The organism is Pseudomonas oplopanacis (genome assembly GCF_057128725.1).
Window position 1 is genome coordinate 454,287 of the sequence record NZ_JBSKHV010000002.1, and the last position, 16,628, is coordinate 470,914.

The 16,628-nt window shown below is 59.9% G+C and carries 17 protein-coding genes; 14 read left to right on the forward strand and 3 right to left on the reverse strand.

Annotated elements, in window-relative coordinates:
* Position 1 precedes the first annotated feature (1 nt).
* The 5 genes from ACWKV5_RS06460 (at position 2) to ACWKV5_RS06480 (ending at position 4,624) form a co-directional block, all read left to right on the forward strand.
* Positions 2 to 712, forward strand: a complete 711-nt coding sequence (locus tag ACWKV5_RS06460; protein WP_483840635.1) for a class I SAM-dependent methyltransferase — start codon at positions 2 to 4, stop codon at positions 710 to 712.
* Positions 709 to 1,095 carry a GtrA family protein gene (locus tag ACWKV5_RS06465; protein ID WP_483840636.1) on the forward strand — a complete coding sequence of 129 codons (387 nt, stop codon included), beginning with the start codon at positions 709 to 711 and terminating at the stop codon, positions 1,093 to 1,095. The genes ACWKV5_RS06460 and ACWKV5_RS06465 overlap by 4 nt, the downstream gene beginning before the upstream one ends.
* Positions 1,092 to 3,203, forward strand: coding sequence for a DUF6311 domain-containing protein (locus ACWKV5_RS06470; RefSeq protein ID WP_483840637.1), 2,112 nt, complete (start codon positions 1,092 to 1,094; stop codon positions 3,201 to 3,203). Before ACWKV5_RS06465 ends, ACWKV5_RS06470 begins: the two co-directional genes overlap by 4 nt.
* Before the next feature lie 72 nt (positions 3,204 to 3,275).
* The gene (locus ACWKV5_RS06475; protein WP_483840638.1) at positions 3,276 to 4,202 is read left to right on the forward strand and encodes a LysR substrate-binding domain-containing protein; all 927 of its coding nucleotides are present in this window, start codon (positions 3,276 to 3,278) and stop codon (positions 4,200 to 4,202) included.
* A gap of 56 nt (positions 4,203 to 4,258) precedes the next feature.
* Positions 4,259 to 4,624 carry a 5-carboxymethyl-2-hydroxymuconate Delta-isomerase gene (locus ACWKV5_RS06480; RefSeq protein WP_483840639.1) on the forward strand — a complete coding sequence of 122 codons (366 nt, stop codon included), beginning with the start codon at positions 4,259 to 4,261 and terminating at the stop codon, positions 4,622 to 4,624.
* A 3-nt stretch (positions 4,625 to 4,627) separates the two neighbouring features.
* Here ACWKV5_RS06480 and ACWKV5_RS06485 read toward each other — a convergent pair whose 3' ends face one another.
* Positions 4,628 to 5,563, reverse strand: a complete 936-nt coding sequence (locus ACWKV5_RS06485) for a LysR family transcriptional regulator (RefSeq protein ID WP_483840640.1) — start codon at positions 5,561 to 5,563, stop codon at positions 4,628 to 4,630.
* A 109-nt stretch (positions 5,564 to 5,672) separates the two neighbouring features.
* Positions 5,673 to 6,857, reverse strand: a complete 1,185-nt coding sequence (locus tag ACWKV5_RS06490) for a cyanate transporter (protein ID WP_483840641.1) — start codon at positions 6,855 to 6,857, stop codon at positions 5,673 to 5,675.
* Here ACWKV5_RS06490 and ACWKV5_RS06495 point away from each other — a divergent pair.
* From ACWKV5_RS06495 to ACWKV5_RS06525, 7 genes are all read left to right on the forward strand, one after another.
* Positions 6,802 to 7,005 (forward strand): hypothetical protein, encoded by a 204-nt coding sequence (locus ACWKV5_RS06495; protein WP_483840853.1) that lies wholly within the window; start codon positions 6,802 to 6,804, stop codon positions 7,003 to 7,005. The two genes, ACWKV5_RS06490 and ACWKV5_RS06495, sit on opposite strands and share 56 nt — an antisense overlap.
* Before the next feature lie 364 nt (positions 7,006 to 7,369).
* On the forward strand, positions 7,370 to 8,752 hold the full coding sequence (locus ACWKV5_RS06500; RefSeq protein ID WP_483840642.1) for a glutamine synthetase family protein: 1,383 nt from the start codon (positions 7,370 to 7,372) through the stop codon (positions 8,750 to 8,752).
* Positions 8,753 to 8,920: 168 nt separating this feature from the next.
* The gene (locus tag ACWKV5_RS06505; RefSeq protein ID WP_483840643.1) at positions 8,921 to 10,570 is read left to right on the forward strand and encodes a phosphoethanolamine transferase; all 1,650 of its coding nucleotides are present in this window, start codon (positions 8,921 to 8,923) and stop codon (positions 10,568 to 10,570) included.
* Between the two features lie 73 nt (positions 10,571 to 10,643).
* Positions 10,644 to 11,306, forward strand: a complete 663-nt coding sequence (locus ACWKV5_RS06510) for a class I SAM-dependent methyltransferase (protein WP_483840644.1) — start codon at positions 10,644 to 10,646, stop codon at positions 11,304 to 11,306.
* Positions 11,307 to 11,428: 122 nt separating this feature from the next.
* Positions 11,429 to 12,562 carry a ribonuclease D gene (gene rnd, locus ACWKV5_RS06515; protein WP_483840645.1) on the forward strand — a complete coding sequence of 378 codons (1,134 nt, stop codon included), beginning with the start codon at positions 11,429 to 11,431 and terminating at the stop codon, positions 12,560 to 12,562.
* Complete coding sequence (locus ACWKV5_RS06520) at positions 12,559 to 12,852, forward strand: YcgL domain-containing protein (RefSeq protein ID WP_007898694.1); 294 nt, start codon at positions 12,559 to 12,561, stop codon at positions 12,850 to 12,852. Before rnd ends, ACWKV5_RS06520 begins: the two co-directional genes overlap by 4 nt.
* Before the next feature lie 121 nt (positions 12,853 to 12,973).
* On the forward strand, positions 12,974 to 13,906 hold the full coding sequence (locus ACWKV5_RS06525; protein ID WP_483840646.1) for a D-2-hydroxyacid dehydrogenase: 933 nt from the start codon (positions 12,974 to 12,976) through the stop codon (positions 13,904 to 13,906).
* 141 nt (positions 13,907 to 14,047) lie between these two features.
* Here ACWKV5_RS06525 and ACWKV5_RS06530 read toward each other — a convergent pair whose 3' ends face one another.
* Entirely contained in the window at positions 14,048 to 14,641 is a 594-nt protein-coding gene (locus ACWKV5_RS06530; RefSeq protein ID WP_483840647.1) for a nitroreductase family protein, read from the reverse strand.
* Positions 14,642 to 14,806: 165 nt separating this feature from the next.
* Between ACWKV5_RS06530 and ACWKV5_RS06535 the strand changes: the two genes are divergently transcribed.
* Complete coding sequence (locus ACWKV5_RS06535) at positions 14,807 to 15,256, forward strand: YcgN family cysteine cluster protein (protein ID WP_483840648.1); 450 nt, start codon at positions 14,807 to 14,809, stop codon at positions 15,254 to 15,256.
* A gap of 95 nt (positions 15,257 to 15,351) precedes the next feature.
* The gene (locus ACWKV5_RS06540) at positions 15,352 to 16,581 is read left to right on the forward strand and encodes a hypothetical protein (RefSeq protein ID WP_483840649.1); all 1,230 of its coding nucleotides are present in this window, start codon (positions 15,352 to 15,354) and stop codon (positions 16,579 to 16,581) included.
* Positions 16,582 to 16,628: the final 47 nt, after the last annotated feature.

Sequence of the window (16,628 nt, forward strand, 5' to 3'; positions counted from 1 at the left end):
CGTGGATCTCAAGGAAACCGACATTCTCGGTTCAAGCATCGATCAGCATTGGTATTACGCGTCGAAAGCGGCGGCGACCATGCGGTTGCTCGGCAGCACTCCGTTCAAGAAAATTCTCGATGTGGGCGCAGGCTCCGGGTTCTTCACTCACCATCTACTGAGTCATTCCTCGGCCAGCGAAGCGTGGTGTGTGGACATCAGTTACGACGCCGACTCGGACGCCAGCACCGCTGGCAAACCGGTGCATTACCGTCGCGAAATCGATGCGGTGGACGCCGACCTGGTGTTGCTGATGGACGTGCTGGAGCATGTCGACGACGACGTCGGCTTACTCAAGGCCTATGTCGACAAAGTCCCCTCTGGCAGCCGGTTCCTGATGACGGTGCCGGCGTTCCGGTTTCTCTGGAGCGGGCACGACGAGTTTCTCGAACACAAGCGCCGCTACACCCTGGCGCAACTGGAAACCGTGGCCCGGGACGCCGGGTTGACGGTGCAGCAGGGCGCTTATTATTTCGGCCTGGTGTTCCCGATTGCCGCCACGTTGCGACTGCTGCCCAAGGGCGCGCAACCCTCGCTGCCGCGTTCGCAACTCAAGCGACATCACCCGCTGGTGAATACGCTGTTGAAGTCCTTGTGCAGCATCGAGTTGCCGTTCATGAACGCCAATCGTCTGGCCGGGTTGACGGTGTTTGTCCTGGCGCAGAAGCCGTGACGTCAGCTGAAAAATCCGCCCTGATCAAGCGTGGCCTGCGCTTTGCCGTGACCGGGTTGTTCGTCACGGCCCTGCATGCGCTGGTGGCCGTGCTGTTCATCAATTACGTGTCGCCATTGCCGCCGCTGGCCAATGGGGTGGCGTTTGCCGTGGCGACCGTGGTGTCCTACGTGATCAATACCACCTGGAGTTTTTCCGCGCGATTGCACGGTCGGACACTGCTGCGTTTCATGATGGTGTCCGTTGCCGGTTTTCTGCTGGCGATGCTGGTGGCCTGGGCTGCACAGATGGCCGGGCTGCATTATTTGCTGGGGATTGGCGCGGTAGCGCTGACGATTCCGGCCTTCACCTTTGTATTGCATAACTTTTGGACGTACCGATGAAGGATCTTGTTAAACGCCTGCCGCTCAACCTGCTGCCCCTGTTGATCGGTGTTGTGGCTTTTTTCATCGTGGTCGGGCCGAGGGCGCTGAACCCGCAAAACATTGCGTGGCTAGGGAACGGTGATCCGGCGACGCACTATCTGGGCTGGGCGTTTTTCCGTCAGTCGCCGTGGTCCTTTCCCGTCGGGCTCAATCCTTCCTACGGGCTGGAATTGGGCAATGGCATCATTTTCTCTGATTCCAATCCGCTGTTGGCCCTCTTGTTCAAACCGTTCGCCTCGCTGTTGCCGATGCCTTTCCAGTATTTCGGGTTGTGGTTCCTGGCCTGTTTTGTCTTGCAGGCCTGGTTCGCATGGAAACTGTTGGGGCTGGTTTCTTCCCATGTGGGTGTACGTGCCGTGGGGACGGCGCTGTTTCTCTTCGCACCGCCGATGATCATGCGCATGCCGTTCCACTTGTCCCTCGGTGGTCATTTTCTGGTGCTGGCTTCGTTGTACCTGGGGCTGCACCCGGATTTGCGCCGTCGACGTCTGGCCTGGGGCGCATTGCTGGCGGCGGCCGCGTTGATCCATGCGTATTTTCTGGCGATGGTGGCCGTGATCTGGATTGCCGACCTCACGGCCGGTTATTTCAGGAAAAAACTGACGCTGCAGTCTGTTGCCATCGAATTGATCGGGCTGTTTTCGCTGGTCAGTTTTTGCTGTTGGCAGGCAGGCTATTTTTCGGTGGGCAGTGGCGCGATATCGGACGGTTTTGGCATGTACGCCATGAACCTGCTGTCATTGATCGATCCGGGGCAGTGGTCGTATGTATTGAAGGATGTACCCGGTGTCCAAGGGTTCGGTGATGGCGAAGGGTTTTTGTTTCTCGGCCTGGGGCTGATCACGCTGGGCATCTGTGCCGTGGCGGGGTTGCTGCAGGGTAAAACCGGTTTTCGCCAACGGCTGGGGCGGCACCCGCTGCTGTTTCTGGCGCTGGCAGGGCTGACCCTGTTTTCGCTGTCAAACCATGTGGCGATGGGCTCGCTCGAATTCACCTATCCGTTACCCCCGGTAGTGATCTCTATCGCCAATGTCTTCCGTGCATCCGGACGGATGTTCTGGCCGGTCTACTACGCGATTATCTTCACCATCCTGTTCCTGGTGATCCGGGCCAACACGCCTCGAACCGCCGTGAGTCTGATGTCGCTGGCGTTGCTGATTCAGGTTCTGGACACCCACGCCGGCTGGGAAGGGGTACGCAAGCAGTTGATGGTGGCGCCGGCCGCGAAGTGGGCCTCGCCCATGGTGGATCCGTTCTGGGAAAGCGCCGCCGCCCACTACAAGAATGTCCGCTGGATTGTTCCGCAGAACCTCTCCCCGCACTGGATGGCGGTGGCTGATTTTGCCGGTGCCCACGGCTTGGCGACGAACGCCGTTTACCTGGGGCGGATGGACACGGTCAACTGGATCAAATCCGAGCAGGAGACGGCGCGCGAAATGGCCTCGGGAAATTATGATGCCGATTCGTTGTACCTGCTCGATGAGCGTGCGCTGCTCCAGGCTGTGACGAATGTGGATACCCAATCGGACCTGTTTACCCGGATTGACGGTTTTACGGTGCTGGCACCGGGCTGGAAACGCTGCAGCACTTGCTTGCAGGCCACACCGCAAGTCAACCCGCTGGAGCTGATTCCCTCCCTCGGTTCCGGACAAAAAACCGTCTTTGCCTATGGCAGCCAGGGGCGGGCGATGCTGGCCAGGGGCTGGTCCGATTCGGAGCTCTGGGGCACCTGGTCCGAAGGTCCCGAGGCTGAAGTCATGTTCCGGGTTCCGGCGCCGGTGCATTCCTTGCGTCTGGAAGCCACGGCGTTTCTACCGCCAGGGCATGCAGGGCAAAGTGTCGTCATCAGCATCAATGGCATGCCGGCGCTCAATACCCGGCTTGAACAGGCCGATGGCAACATTATCGACGTGCCGATCACGCACGAGATGCAGCAACGGGTATCGAGTCAGGGGGTACTGAGGCTGCAATTTCAATTTGCCGATGCCGTCACCCCCAAACAGTTCGGGATAGGGCAGGACGCACGGGTACTCGCACTCGGATTGAAGACCTTGACCGTCAATTGATGTCCGCTGGACATAGACGCCTCCCTCGGGCCTTTCTACACTGCCTCAAGTGTTGGGGACCGGGGGCAAGGAATGAATCGTAACGAACTGCGCAAGGCGGACATCAACCTGATGGTGGTGTTCGAAACGTTGATGCTCGAGCGCAACGTGACGCGGGTGGCGGAGAAGTTGTTTCTCGGTCAGCCGACCATCAGCTCGGCGCTCAACCGCTTGCGGGCGATGTTCAACGATCCGCTGTTCATCCGCGTCGGCCACCGCATGGAACCGACGGCCCGTGCCGAGGAGTTGATCCAGTACCTGTCGCCGGCGCTGGATTCGTTGTCGGTGGCGTTGAGCCTGACCCACAGTTTCGACCCGGCCAGCAGCACCATGACCTTTCGCATCGGGCTGTCGGATGACGTCGAGTTCGGCCTGCTGCCTCCGTTGCTGCGCGCCTTGCGCCAGGAAGCGCCGAAAGTGGTGTTCGTGGTCCAGCACGTCGATTACTGGCGCATACCGGACTTGCTGGCGTCCGGCGACATCACGGTCGGCATCAGCCAGACCCGCGGACTGCCGGCCAACGCCAAGCGCAAATTGTTGCGCCACATTCTGCCAAGCATCCTGCGCGCCGATGCGTCCGACACACCGCTGACGCTCGATGAATATTGCTCACGCCCTCATGTGCTGGTCTCCCACACGGCGAACGTCAGTGGTTACGCCGATGAGTGGCTGGCCGAGATTGGCCGGACACGCCAGGTGGTGCTGTCCGTACCGCAATACAGCTCGTTGCCGGCCTTGCTCGCGGGCACCGATCTGATTGCCAGCCTGCCGGATTACACGGCCGACGCCATGGCAGCCACCGGTTTGCTGTTCAAGGAACCGTTCCCGTTCAAGACCCCGACCCTGGACCTGTCGATGGTCTGGCTCAGCCATGTCGATACCGACCCCGCCGAACGCTGGTTGCGTTCGCGCCTGGAGGTGTTCATGAGTGAACGTCCACCCTTGCCGCTGTCGGAGTGAGTCAGACGGCGCTGTGTTATACGTAGGATCTTTCTGCCCTCTACCTGGAGCCCCTCATGCCACACGTGCACATGGAATACACCGCGAACCTGCCCGGGCTGAATGCCGACGTGGCGTTGATCCGGCTCAATAATGCCTTGGTGGCTTCCGGTCAGTTTGCGGCGGAATCCGACATCAAGAGCCGGGCGCTGAAGGTCGAGACGTTCAAGGTCGGCACCGCGTTGAATGAACGGGCATTTGTGCATGTGAAACTGGCGCTGTTGAGCGGTCGCCCACCGCAGATCAAGCAGCAACTGTCGGAAAGCCTGCTGGCGGTGGTCCAGGACCTGTGTGAATGGCCAGCCGGCGTCGAAGTGCAGGTGTGCGTGGAAATCCTCGATATCGATCGCGAGTCTTACACCAAGACCGCCATCAACCTCTGAATCTCAGGCCAGTGCCTGCTCGGCACAGACGTCGATCACCTGCTCGCGCAGCCAGGTGTTGGCGCTGTCCTGATCGGCGCTTTGACTCCACTGCATGTCCAGGGTGAAACCCGGCAGGCCGTTGGGGGCTTCGCAATGATTGAAGATCGCCTCGTTGGCCAGCAATTGCTGGAGGCGGCGAGGCAGGGTCAGGATGTAGTCGGTGCCGGTGATCAACTTCAGTGCTGCGCTGTAGCTGTTGGCCCGCGCGACAATCTGCCGTTTGTGCGCTTGTTGTGCCAGCCAGCCGTCGACCATGTTGGTGCTGGACGTCCACGGGGTTGGAAACACATGCCGGCGTTGCACAAAGGCTTGCAGGCTTAACCGCGGCTCCAGCGGCGTGGCACGCTTGTCGAACACGCAGACCAGGTCATCTTCCAGTAACAGCCGGGATTTGAAGTCGGTGTGGCTGCGATGGAAATTCGGGCCGAAACAGATCACCAGGTCGAGTCGGCCATCGCGCAATTCGTCGACCGGGATGTCGGTTTCGAACTTGTGCATGTTGACCATCACCGGCAGGTCGGCGAAATCGAAGCGCTTGAGCAGGCGCGGCAGAATCAGCTGTTCGAAGTACTCCGGCGCGCAGATATTGAACGTCACCGCTTGCAAGGTCGGGTCGAACGCCTGGGCGCCGGCGTGGCACAAGTTGATGCTTTCGAGGATTTTCAGCACATGCGCGTACATGGTGCTGGCTTTGTAGGTGGGGCGCATACCGGTGCGGGTATTGATGAACAACTCGTCTTCAAAACTGGTTCGCAGCTTTTTCAGGCAGTAACTCACCGTGGACTGGCTGACGCAGAGCGCCTCCGACACACCGGTGACGCTGCTTTGCTCGTACACGGCGACAAACACCATGAGGTCCTGCATGTCGAGCTTTCTAAGCAAGTTACTGTTCAGCATCCGTTCTGTCTCGCTGTGTTCCGTGCGCGATCAGTGCGCAAACGTGTGCGAAAGATCCTAACGGAACGATGGTGCCAGGAGAATGCCTTGTAGGAAGTTTCTGCGCCGATCAGTCGATGTGTTGGTGGTAATGCCGCGGATTAAAGCGCAGGACCATCAGGATCATCAACCCCACGACCCCGGTCAGCGCCCACCAGGCCCATTCGAAACTGCCCAGTTGGTCACGAATCATCCCGGACATCAGCGGTGAGAGGCCAGCGATCAAATACCCGATGCCTTGCACGAATGCCGTCAGGGCGCCGGCGCGTTGCGGGTCATCGAGGTGATCCAGCGACACAATCAGGCTCATCGGGAACAGCCCGCCGATGCCCAGCCCCAGCAGGCACGGCCAGAGCAGTCTCAGCTGTTGCGGGCAAAGAATCAGCCCGCAGAAACCGGCCATGATCAACGCCAGCAACACCACCAGCACCAGACGTCGGTCACGGCTTCGATTGGCGATGGCAGGCGTCACCAGCCCGGACAACACTTCCATGGCCGTCAAAAAGCCCAGCAGCAATCCCGCGTTCTGTTCGCTCCAGCCCTGTTCCACGTAGTACGGCGCGAGCCACGCCAGCACACAGGTGTAGGACGCAGTGCCCAGACCGAAGAAGATCGCGAGTAACCAGGCGCGGGGATTGGCGAAGAAGCTCGGTTGGCGGGTTGATTGCGTCGGGCGTGCGGTTGATTCGCTGCGCTGGCCAGACCACAGCAGCAGGGCCACCACGGCCAGCGCCGCCCAGACCGCCAGGCCGATGCGCCAGCTGCCGCTCTGATTCATGACCAGCGGCGCAAACGAGGCCGCAATTGCCGCGCCGCCCATGATCGACGTGACATAGAGCCCCATGCACAGGGCGACGTTGTCACGGAACCGGGCTTTGATCAGCGCCGGCATCAGGGCCTGGATCAGTGCAATACCGATACCCGCCAGCACCGCACTGAGGATCAGTTCGGCGGCCGAGTCGAGAAACAGCCGCGACGCCGTGGCCACGCCAATGATCAACAACGACAGCACCACCGTGCGCTGCTCGCCGAAGCGTTGGCTGACCCGCAAGCCGAAAAACATCGCCAGGCCCATGGCCATGACCGGCAGCATCGTCAGCAGCGAGGCCATGCTGAAACTCAGCGCAATGTCCGCGCGAATCGACGACAGCAGAGGCCCGACCGCCGCCATCGACGGACGTAGGTTAAGGGCAACGAGCATGATGCTGAACATCAGCCAAAGGGCAGGGCGGGTGGTTGCACGAACGTTTTCCATCAAGCAGGCCTTCCAAAACAAGGCCCCGATTAGGCGCGCCAAGGCTGACGGCGGCAAATCAGATAATCCGCGGCACTATTTAAAAATTAAATACCTCGGCCACACCACCGTCCCTGTGGGAGCGAGCCTGCTCGCGAAGGCGGTGTGACAGTCGATACAAAGGGCGACTGACACGACGCCTTCGCGAGCAGGCTCGCTCCCACAGGGGATTCAGGGTGTTGCGAGGGTGATTGTTTAGCCAACCCGCAACCAAGGTTCTTCAAATCCCGATTTAAAGACCTGACCGCCCGTGTGACGCTGCCGCTCATCTGTCCTCTGCGGTTTTACCTATGGGCGATTGTCCCGTCGCACTTCCCTCCGAGTTGGCCTTCTGGGCGCTGTGGCATTGCCGTCACGCACGCCCACCGGATTCCTGCATTTCCCGTTGATTGTTCTGACAGGTCCCGCGCCACGCGCTGGATCACATCGGCAACGCCTGCGCGTTTGCCTGACGCGGAAAAAAGAGAATACCCATGAGTTGTGCCACGACCTCGTTCGCCTCCCCGCAAGAAGCCCTGACCTTTCTCGAACAGAACCCGGACATTGAAATGTTCGAGCTGTTCATCCTCGACAACAACGGCGTGCCACGGGGCAAGTTGCTGCATCGCGATGAACTGCTGGCGGTTTACGAGAGTGGCCGGCCGCTGCCGAGCACCATTCTGGGCCTGACCATTAATGGCGACGACGTGGAAAACTCCGGACTGGTCTGGGACGTCGGCGACATTGACTGCCGTGCCTATCCGATCAGCGCCAGCCTGACGCGCATGCCATGGCGGTTGATTCCGACAGCGGCGGTGCAAGTCAGCATGCACCCGAAAGAAGGCATGCCGGCGACGATCGCCGATCCCCGGCACTTGTTGGCGAAAGTGATCGAAGGCTTGCAGGCCGATGGTTATTACCCGGTGATGGCGGCGGAGCTGGAGTTTTATCTGCTGGATCAGCAGCGCGACAGCAACGGGCGGCCGCAACCGGCGCGCGATGTCGATGGCGGGCGGCCGCGCACGACGCAAGTCTATGGCCTGCGTGAACTGGAGCAGATCGAACCGTTTTTGGCCGATCTCTACAGCGCCTGCAAGTTGCAAGGCATTCCGGCGCGTACGGCGATTTCCGAATATGCGCCGGGACAGGTGGAAATTACCCTCGAGCACCGCACCGATGCCCTGCAGGCGATGGACGAAGCCGTGCGTTACAAACGGCTGGTCAAGGGCGTGGCGCACAAGCACGGGATGACGGCGTGCTTCATGGCCAAACCCTTCGACGACCTGGCGGGCACCGGCATGCACATGCACGTCAGCCTGGCGGACAGAGAGGGTAACAACCTGTTTGCCAGCGAAGCCGCGGACGGCACGCCGTTGCTCAGGCAAGCGGTCGGCGGCATGCTCAGCACCTTGCTCGATTCGTTGCTGTTGTTCTGCCCGAATGCCAACTCCTACCGCCGATTCCAGACCAACAGCTACGCTCCTCTGGCGGCGACCTGGGGCGTGGACAACCGCACGGTGAGTTTGCGCGTGCCGGGTGGGCCGGCGTTTTCCCGGCACATCGAACACCGTATTTGCGGCGCCGATGCCAACCCGTACCTGGCAGCCGCAGCGATTCTGGCCGGTATTCATCGCGGTATCCGCGAACAACTCGATCCGGGTGCGCCGGTGGAGGGCAACGGGTACGCCCAGGCCACGGAGTTGTTACCCACCGATTGGCTGACCACGTTGCGGGCGCTGGAGGGGTCGACCTGGGCGCGTGAAGCGTTCGGACAACCTTTTCTGGGCGTCTACCTGGCCGTTAAGCGCGCCGAGTATCGACAGTTCATGGGCGAAGTCGGCGAGCAGGATTGGCGTTGGTACCTGAACCAGGCCTGAATCATTCTCAAATAATCAAAACGTTTGTCGCTGGTTTTATTAGCCAACTAATCGTTGGCTTCTTTTTCACAAAAAATTGATGGTTGGGTGCCTAACATTAGTGTTGTCGCGGTCAATGAAATTTTCACATTTGCCGCAGGCACTTCTTTTCAGGAACAGCCGATCACCATGTTGAAGATTAAAGCCGTGCGCCCGGAATGGGTGACACTGATTGCCAGCGCCTTTTTGTTGACTGCCTTCAATTTTGTGCTGTGGCAGCACTTGTTTGAAATCACCGCGGCCGATGGTAAAGGCATCGTCATGCGCGTGGCATTCGGGGCGATGATTCTGGCGGCTTTCAACATTGTGCTGACCTTTCTGGCGTTCAAACGAGTGCTCAAGCCGGTCCTGACGCTGATCTTCATGATCAGTGCCGGGGTGGCCTACTTCATGAGTCAATACGGTGTACTGATTGATACCGGCATGTTGCGTAACTTTGCGCAAACCAATGCGACAGAAGTTCGAGACTTACTCTCGCTTAAGTTGCTGGCTTATATCTTTTTCCTGGGTGTTTTGCCGTCGTGGTTATTGTGGAAAACACCGATCAGTTATCGTCGCTGGCACCATGAGTTATTAAGTAAGGTGCTGGTAGGTGTTGCTTCGGCTACCGTCATCGGCGGCGTGGCCCTGATTAACTATCAGGGCTTGTCCTCTTTGTTCCGTAATCACCATGAATTGCGCCTGATGGTCGTACCGAGCAACTACATCGGTGCCTCCGCTGGTTATTTGCGTGAACAGGTTGCTTCTGCCCATCAACCCTTTGTGAAAATCGGCGAAGACGCGCAGAAGAACCCGGTCTGGCAATCCCATGGCCGCAAATCCCTGACCGTGCTGGTGGTGGGCGAAAGCGCCCGGGCCGAGAACTTCGGCATCCTGGGCTATGGCCGCGACACCACCCCGAAGCTGAGTCAAGAAGCCGGCTTGATCGCGTTCACCGATGTGCATTCCTGCGGCACCGAAACCGCCGTGTCCGTGCCGTGCATGTTCTCCAACATGGGCCGCAAGGACTACAACGCCAGCAAGGCGAAGAATGAAGAGGGCCTGCTGGACGTGCTTAAACGGGCCGGCCTGGACGTGATCTGGCGTGACAACCAGTCGGGCTGCAAAGGCACGTGCGATCGGGTCACGATTGACGACGTGAGCAACCTGAAAGACCCGGTGTTGTGCGCCAACAGTGAATGCCGCGACGAAATCCTGCTGCAAGGATTGCAACAATTTATCGACACACTCGATAAGGACACCGTGCTGGTCTTGCATCAAATGGGCAGTCATGGCCCTGAATACTTCAAGCGCTACCCCAAAGAGTTCGAACATTTCACGCCGGTTTGTGAAAGTAACGCGCTGAACAATTGCAGTCGCGAAAGTATCGTTAATGGTTACGACAACACGCTGGTGTACACCGACCACGTGCTGTCGACCCTGATCGATCTGTTGCGCAAGAACCAGGAGAAAGTCGACACCGCGATGCTCTACTTATCCGACCACGGCGAATCTTTGGGTGAATACAACCTGTTCCTGCACGGCACGCCTTACATGCTGGCGCCTGAACAACAGAAGCACGTGGCCATGCTGGCATGGTTCTCCGACAGTTATCAGAAGTCGTTCTCGGTGGACACTCACTGTCTGCAACTGAGTCGCGATAAACCATTGAGCCAGGACAACCTGTTCCATTCGATGCTGGGGCTGCTGGAAGTCAACAGCAAGGTCTACAACCAGAATCTGGATATGTTTGCCGGCTGTCGCGGTGCGGTGGTCGACGGCGTATTGGCCAAGGAATGAACGCTTCAATTTTTTCAGGGACTGGCCGCTAACCTGCGGCCATTAGAGAGTTATCACCAAGAGTCAATTGCACATGTCTGCGCAACCCACATCCGCCATCGAGCTTGAGTTCGCCCGGCGCTACGATCAGGAACACGCCCGCGTCTGCCGTCAGCCGCAACCGCGTAGCCTGATGGGGCGCCTGGCGTTCTGGCGCGAGGAAAACCTGGTGCGCAATGCGCTCAAGGTGGCGGGCGAACCGGGGTTGATCCTTGACGTGGCCTGCGGTGCCGGGCGCTTCTGGCCAGTGCTGGCCGAGCACGCCAACCGCGTGATCCTCGCGTCGGACCCGTCCCAGGACATGCTCAACCATGCGCAGACTCACCATCCGCAGAGCCTGCTCAAGCGGATCAAGACCTTCCAGAGTTCAGCCTTTAGCCTTGGCTTGTCCGCCAACGCGGTGGACTGCATTTTTTGCCTGCAACTGTTTCAGCACATCACTTGCGCCGAACATCGGTTGGCCATGCTCCAAGAATTCCACCGGGTCAGCCGCGATACCGTGATTGTGGCGGCCCGGGTCGACGGCTATTTCAATCTGCGTCGACCAGAGCCCGAGGCCTCTCACGCCCCGCAGCCGGTCAGCAAGGCTGAGATCGAAGCGGACTTCAAGCATGCCGGTTTCCGGGTGCTGAGCCATCAGGACGTCCTGCCGGGCTGCACGTGGATGCGGGTCTACGTACTCAGTAAGACCAGTTAGTCTCCGCTTGTCAGACATTTCTTGCTGTCGGGCAGGTCTTTTCGCTAAAGCTCTTGTTCAGTGATGCGCGGAAATCGCCGGGGGCGATATATACTGCGCGCCATTCTTCAAGGGAGAGCCGTGTGGCCATCGATATTCACTGGATTCGCGACAACGATAGCCTCGGTCAGTTTTGCGCCGAGTGGCAGCAGCTGCCATTCGTTGCCCTCGACACCGAATTCATGCGGGTCGACACCTTTTACCCGATTGCAGGCCTGCTGCAGATCGGCGATGGCGTACGCGCTTACCTGATAGACCCACTGACCATCGACAATTGGCAGCCCTTGGCCGCGTTGCTGGAAAACCCGGCGGTGGTCAAAGTCGTCCATGCGTGCAGTGAAGACCTCGAGGTCCTGCTGCGACTGACCGGCAGCCTGCCGGCGCCGTTGTTCGACACGCAACTGGCGGCTGCCTACCTGAACCTGGGTTTCTCCATGGGTTACTCGCGATTGGTGCAAGAGGTGCTCGGCATCGACCTGCCCAAGGGCGAAACCCGTTCCGACTGGTTGCAGCGTCCGCTGTCCGACACCCAGATCAGCTACGCCGCCGAAGATGCCTTGCACCTGGCGGAAGTTTTCGTACAGCTTCGTCCGAAGCTGTCTGACGACAAATACAACTGGGTGCTGGACGATGGCGCTGAGCTGGTGGCCAACCTGCGCCGCGAGGTCGACCCGTACGAGGTCTATCGCGATGCCAAGCTGGCCTGGAAGCTGTCCCGCGCCCAGCTCGCCGTGCTGCGTGAACTGTGCGCTTGGCGTGAGCGTGAGGCCCGTGCCCGTGATCTGCCGCGCAACCGCATTGTCCGAGAGCACTCCCTGTGGCCGCTGGCCCGGACTCAGCCGGACAACCTCGGCGCGCTGGCGAAAATCGAAGACATGCACCCACGCACCGTGCGTCAGGATGGCGAGTTTCTGCTGGATCTGATCAAACGTGCCGCCAGTGTGTCGCCCGATCAATGGCCACCCGCCGTGCCGGAGCCGCTGCCGGTGGATGCTGCCGTGCTGGTCAAACAGCTGCGCGCCATTGGCCAGGCCGAAGCCGAACGCTTGAACATCGCGCCGGAATTGATGCTGCGCAAGAAAACCCTGGAAGCGCTGCTCAAGAGCGGCTTCCCCAATGGTCCTTACCAATTGCCTGATTCGCTGCGTGGCTGGCGCCGCGAATTGATGGGCCAGGCGTTGCTCGACAGCCTGGCCACCGCCGGAGAACAGCCTTGAAACGTATCTGCTCGATCTACCGAAGCCTGAAGAAAAACGAGATGTACCTCTATGTGCTCAAAAGCGATGCACTGGAGCGCGTCCCGGAATCATTGATGGCCGCTTTCGGCAAACCGCACCACGCCTTCGACCTGGTGCTGACCCCCGAGCGCAAGCTGTCGCGCGAGGACATCACCGTGGTCCTGGAAAACCTCGAAAAGCAGGGCTACCACCTGCAGATGCCACCGGCCGAAGACGAATACATCGAACACTTGCCGGAAGAATTGCTGCGCCGCAACGACCCGATGTAAGCGGCAGACAGGCTCTGTTCAGAGTCGGTGTGAAACACTGGAATGATTTTTGGCGATGACCGCGACGAGGGAGCCATACTCGCTCGGCGGTCGTCTGCACGGTTTTTGAAAGGTTTGAAACATGCGCGTTCTGATTGCTGAACACGACCACCCGGTGTATGCACAATTGCTGCGTCAGGCGGCGCCTGAGCTGGAAGTGCTCACCAGTGGCGACTCCGCTGAACTGGCCCGTCTGGCGGCTGATTGCCCGGTCTGGCTGGGTCAACCGGATCTGCTGGCCACCCTGTTGCGTCAGGGCCATGAGCCGCAATGGCTGCAATCGACCTGGGCGGGCATCACGCCGCTGCTGGCCGACGGCTTGCCACGTCACTATCGCCTGACCCGCGCGGTCGGCATTTTCGGTCAGGTGATGGCTGAATACGTGCTGACCTACATGCTCGGCCACGAACGCGAAGTGCTGGCGCGGCTGGTCAGTCAGGTCGAGCGCAAATGGGACAGTCGCCAGGGCCAAAGCCTGGCGGGTCGCAAAGTATTGATCGTCGGCACCGGCGACATCGGCCAGACCGTGGCGAAGTTTCTGCTGCCGTTTGGCGTCGAGTTGTACGGCATTGCCAGCGAAGCTCGCGAGCAGGCACCGTTTATCGAAGTCGGCGCACTGACGGACTTGCCGCGCCTGGTCGGCGAAGTGGATTACGTGATCAATCTGCTGCCCAATACCCCGAACACCCACGACCTGTACGACGCGGCACTGTTCAAGCAGTTCAAGCCGACCGGGTTGTTCATCAACGTCGGTCGCGGCGTGGCGGTGGTCGACGCCGACCTGGTCGAAGCCTTGAAAGAAGGGCATCTGGCGGGCGCGGTGATTGACGTCTGCCGTCAGGAGCCGCTGCCGCAACGTCATCCGTTCTGGACAGCCTGGGGTTTGCTGCTGACCGGCCACAGTTCGGCACCGACCTCGCCATCGATGATGGTGAATTTGTTTGTCGAGAACCTGCGAGCGTATGAGGCGGGTGACGCGTTGCGCGGGGAAGTGGATTTCGAGCGCGGGTACTGAACACCGCTGACTTGAATAGTGTGCAAAAAAACCTGTGGGAGCGAGCCTGCTCGCGAAAGCGGTCTTACATTCAACATTGATGCTGAATGTGACGGCCCCTTCGCGAGCAGGCTCGCTCCCACATTGGTTTTGCGGTGTTGATTAGAGGGTGAAGTCGCCTTCAGCGGCCAATTCGCTCAACGGGCGACGCGGGCTCGGCTCTTCACGCGCTTGCAGGTAATCCGCCAGCGTCGCCTTATCCCCCAGCTTGCCCACCGCAACGGCGGCGTGCAGGGCATAACCCTCGGGAATGTTCAGCTCCTTGCGGGTCAGCTCCTGATCGAAACCGGCCATGCCGTGGGTGTGCCAGCCGCTGAGGCTCGCTTGCAACGCCAGGTGACCCCACGCCGAACCCGTGTCGAAGGTGTGCCACAGCGCCGGGGTTTCTTCGGTCGCGCCCGGCGCGACGAAGGTGGTTTTCGACATCACGATCACCAGCGCTGAGGCGTGTTGTGCCCAGCTGCGGTTGAATTCGTTGAGCAGCCCCAGGTAACGCTCCCAGTTTGGCGTGTCGCGACGCGCATAGAGAAACCGCCAAGGCTGCGAGTTGTAGGCCGACGGTGCCCAGCGCGCGGCTTCGAAGAAACTCAGCAGAGTCTCTTCAGAAATCGCTTCGCCGGTGAACGCGCGCGGCGACCAGCGATCGGTGAACTGCGGGTGAATGGCATAGTCGGCAACGCGTGGATTGGCACTCATCGAGAGATTCCTTGCTACGTTTGAAGTGAGGGAGCGACGCAAAACCCTACTGGGCGGCGCAAAAACTGACAAGTCCCTTCTACCGGCAGTCGCCAATGCTTGGCCCACAAGGGCCTTGGCACTAGACTGGCGGCCTTTTCACCACCTGATGTTGATGCTTGAGCCATGGCCGCCAAAGTCGAACCGTTCTGGATACGCAAAACCCTCGATCAACTCGATCAAGAGGAATGGGAGTCGCTGTGCGACGGCTGTGGCCTGTGCTGCCTGCAAAAACTCGAAGATGAAGACGACAACAGCGTCTATTACACGCGCATCGCTTGCAAACTGCTCGACCTGAAAACCTGCCAGTGCACCGATTACCCTAACCGTCGTGATTTTGTCCCGGACTGCATCCAGCTCACGCCGGGCAAGGCCGACGAGTTCAAATGGCTGCCACCGACCTGCGGCTATCGCCTGGTCAGTGAGGGCAAGGACTTGCCGCTCTGGCACCATCTGGTGTGCGGTGATCGTGATGAGGTGCACCGCCAACGAATTTCACAATCCGGGCGCATGCTGGCCGAAGGCAGCGTGCCTGAAGATGACTGGGAAGATCACCTGATATTCCGCGCGGGTTAATACTCGTAGCTAGTTACCCTGTAATGGGGATGACAAGAATTTGGGGTTGCTACGCAGCCCGGCGCGAGCAAGCTCGCTCGCCACAAGGAGTGTGTATGGCTGTGGGATTGCGGCTGGCGTTGGCAGTGGGGCTACTGGCCCTGAGCTCGTCCGTGTGGGCGGCGAAGAAAGTCGATCTGGATTACCACGTGCGTCTGTTGCCGCAAAGCGATCAGGCGGAGGTGCGCTTGACGCTGGCCCAGGGTTCGGCGGTGCGCAGCCTGGATTTTGATCTGGGCGACGGCAGCCACTACAGCGACTTCAAGGCCGACGGCCAATGGCAACTCACGCCGGGCAAATCGGCGCGGGGTATCTGGCATCCCGCTGCCGACAAGGCCAGCCTGACCTACCGCGTGCGCATCAGCCACGGGCGCAAAAACGGCAATTTCGACACGCGCATGACGCCAACCTGGGCGCTGATGCGTGGTGACGATCTGGTGCCGCCTGCCAAACTCGATCAAGAGGACGGCATCGAACTGGTTTCACGCCTTGAGTTCGAGTTGCCCAGCGGTTGGAAAAGCGTCGAAACCGCCTGGCCGCGAATCGGCAAGAACAAATTCCGCATCGATAACGTGTCCCGACTATTCGACCGGCCCACCGGCTGGATGCTCGCCGGCCACCTCGGCAGCCGTCGCACGCGACTGGGGGAGACCGAAGTCACCGTCGCTTCGCCTCAGGGCCAGGGCATGCGCCGCATGGACGTGCTGACCCTGTTGACCTTCGTCTGGCCGCAAGTGCAGGCCGTGTTCCCGCGTCATCCGGGCAAATTGCTGATTGTCGGCGCCAACGACCCGATGTGGCGCGGCAGCCAGGCCGCGCACGAGTCGATCTATCTGAACACGCGTCTGCCGCTGGTCAGCGAAAGCGGCAGCAGCGCGCTGGTACGTGAACTGGCGCAGGTATTCGCGCGGATCAACGATAAACAGCGCAGCGAATGGATCAGTGAAGGGTTTGCCGAGTATTACGCCATCGAACTGGTGCGCCGAGCCGGCGGCATGAGCGATGAGCGGTACGAAAGCCTGCATGGCAAGCTGCTCAAGGACAGCCAGAAAGTCACGACCTTGCGCGGCGACCAGATCAGCCCGGCGCAGGTGTCGAAAGCGGTGGTGGTGCTACAGGAGCTGGACCGCGAGATTCGCTTGAAGACGCGTAACAAGCGTTCGCTGGATGATGTGTTGCGCGGGGCGATGCATCTGGAGAGTGTCGATACCAAGGAGTTTGTCCAACTCGCCGAGAGCGTGATTGGCGAGCCTTCCAAGGTCCTCGATACCGAGCTGCTTCAGTAACACCGCCTTCGCGAGCAGGATCAATGTCGTACACAAGACCCCATGTG

Excerpts from the sequence above, each read along its gene's own strand:
- ACWKV5_RS06505 (WP_483840643.1), top strand. The coding sequence starts at position 8,921 with ATGTTGAAGATTAAAGCCGTGCGCCCGGAATGGGTGACACTGATTGCC.
- ACWKV5_RS06480 (WP_483840639.1), top strand. The coding sequence starts at position 4,259 with ATGCCACACGTGCACATGGAATACACCGCGAACCTGCCCGGGCTGAAT.
- ACWKV5_RS06540 (WP_483840649.1), top strand. The coding sequence starts at position 15,352 with ATGGCTGTGGGATTGCGGCTGGCGTTGGCAGTGGGGCTACTGGCCCTG.
- ACWKV5_RS06525 (WP_483840646.1), top strand. The coding sequence starts at position 12,974 with ATGCGCGTTCTGATTGCTGAACACGACCACCCGGTGTATGCACAATTG.
- ACWKV5_RS06535 (WP_483840648.1), top strand. The coding sequence starts at position 14,807 with ATGGCCGCCAAAGTCGAACCGTTCTGGATACGCAAAACCCTCGATCAA.
- ACWKV5_RS06470 (WP_483840637.1), top strand. The coding sequence starts at position 1,092 with ATGAAGGATCTTGTTAAACGCCTGCCGCTCAACCTGCTGCCCCTGTTG.
- ACWKV5_RS06530 (WP_483840647.1), bottom strand. The coding sequence starts at position 14,641 with ATGAGTGCCAATCCACGCGTTGCCGACTATGCCATTCACCCGCAGTTC.
- ACWKV5_RS06490 (WP_483840641.1), bottom strand. The coding sequence starts at position 6,857 with ATGGAAAACGTTCGTGCAACCACCCGCCCTGCCCTTTGGCTGATGTTC.
- ACWKV5_RS06510 (WP_483840644.1), top strand. The coding sequence starts at position 10,644 with ATGTCTGCGCAACCCACATCCGCCATCGAGCTTGAGTTCGCCCGGCGC.
- ACWKV5_RS06485 (WP_483840640.1), bottom strand. The coding sequence starts at position 5,563 with ATGCTGAACAGTAACTTGCTTAGAAAGCTCGACATGCAGGACCTCATG.
- ACWKV5_RS06500 (WP_483840642.1), top strand. The coding sequence starts at position 7,370 with ATGAGTTGTGCCACGACCTCGTTCGCCTCCCCGCAAGAAGCCCTGACC.
- ACWKV5_RS06475 (WP_483840638.1), top strand. The coding sequence starts at position 3,276 with ATGAATCGTAACGAACTGCGCAAGGCGGACATCAACCTGATGGTGGTG.
- ACWKV5_RS06495 (WP_483840853.1), top strand. The coding sequence starts at position 6,802 with ATGATGCTGAACATCAGCCAAAGGGCAGGGCGGGTGGTTGCACGAACG.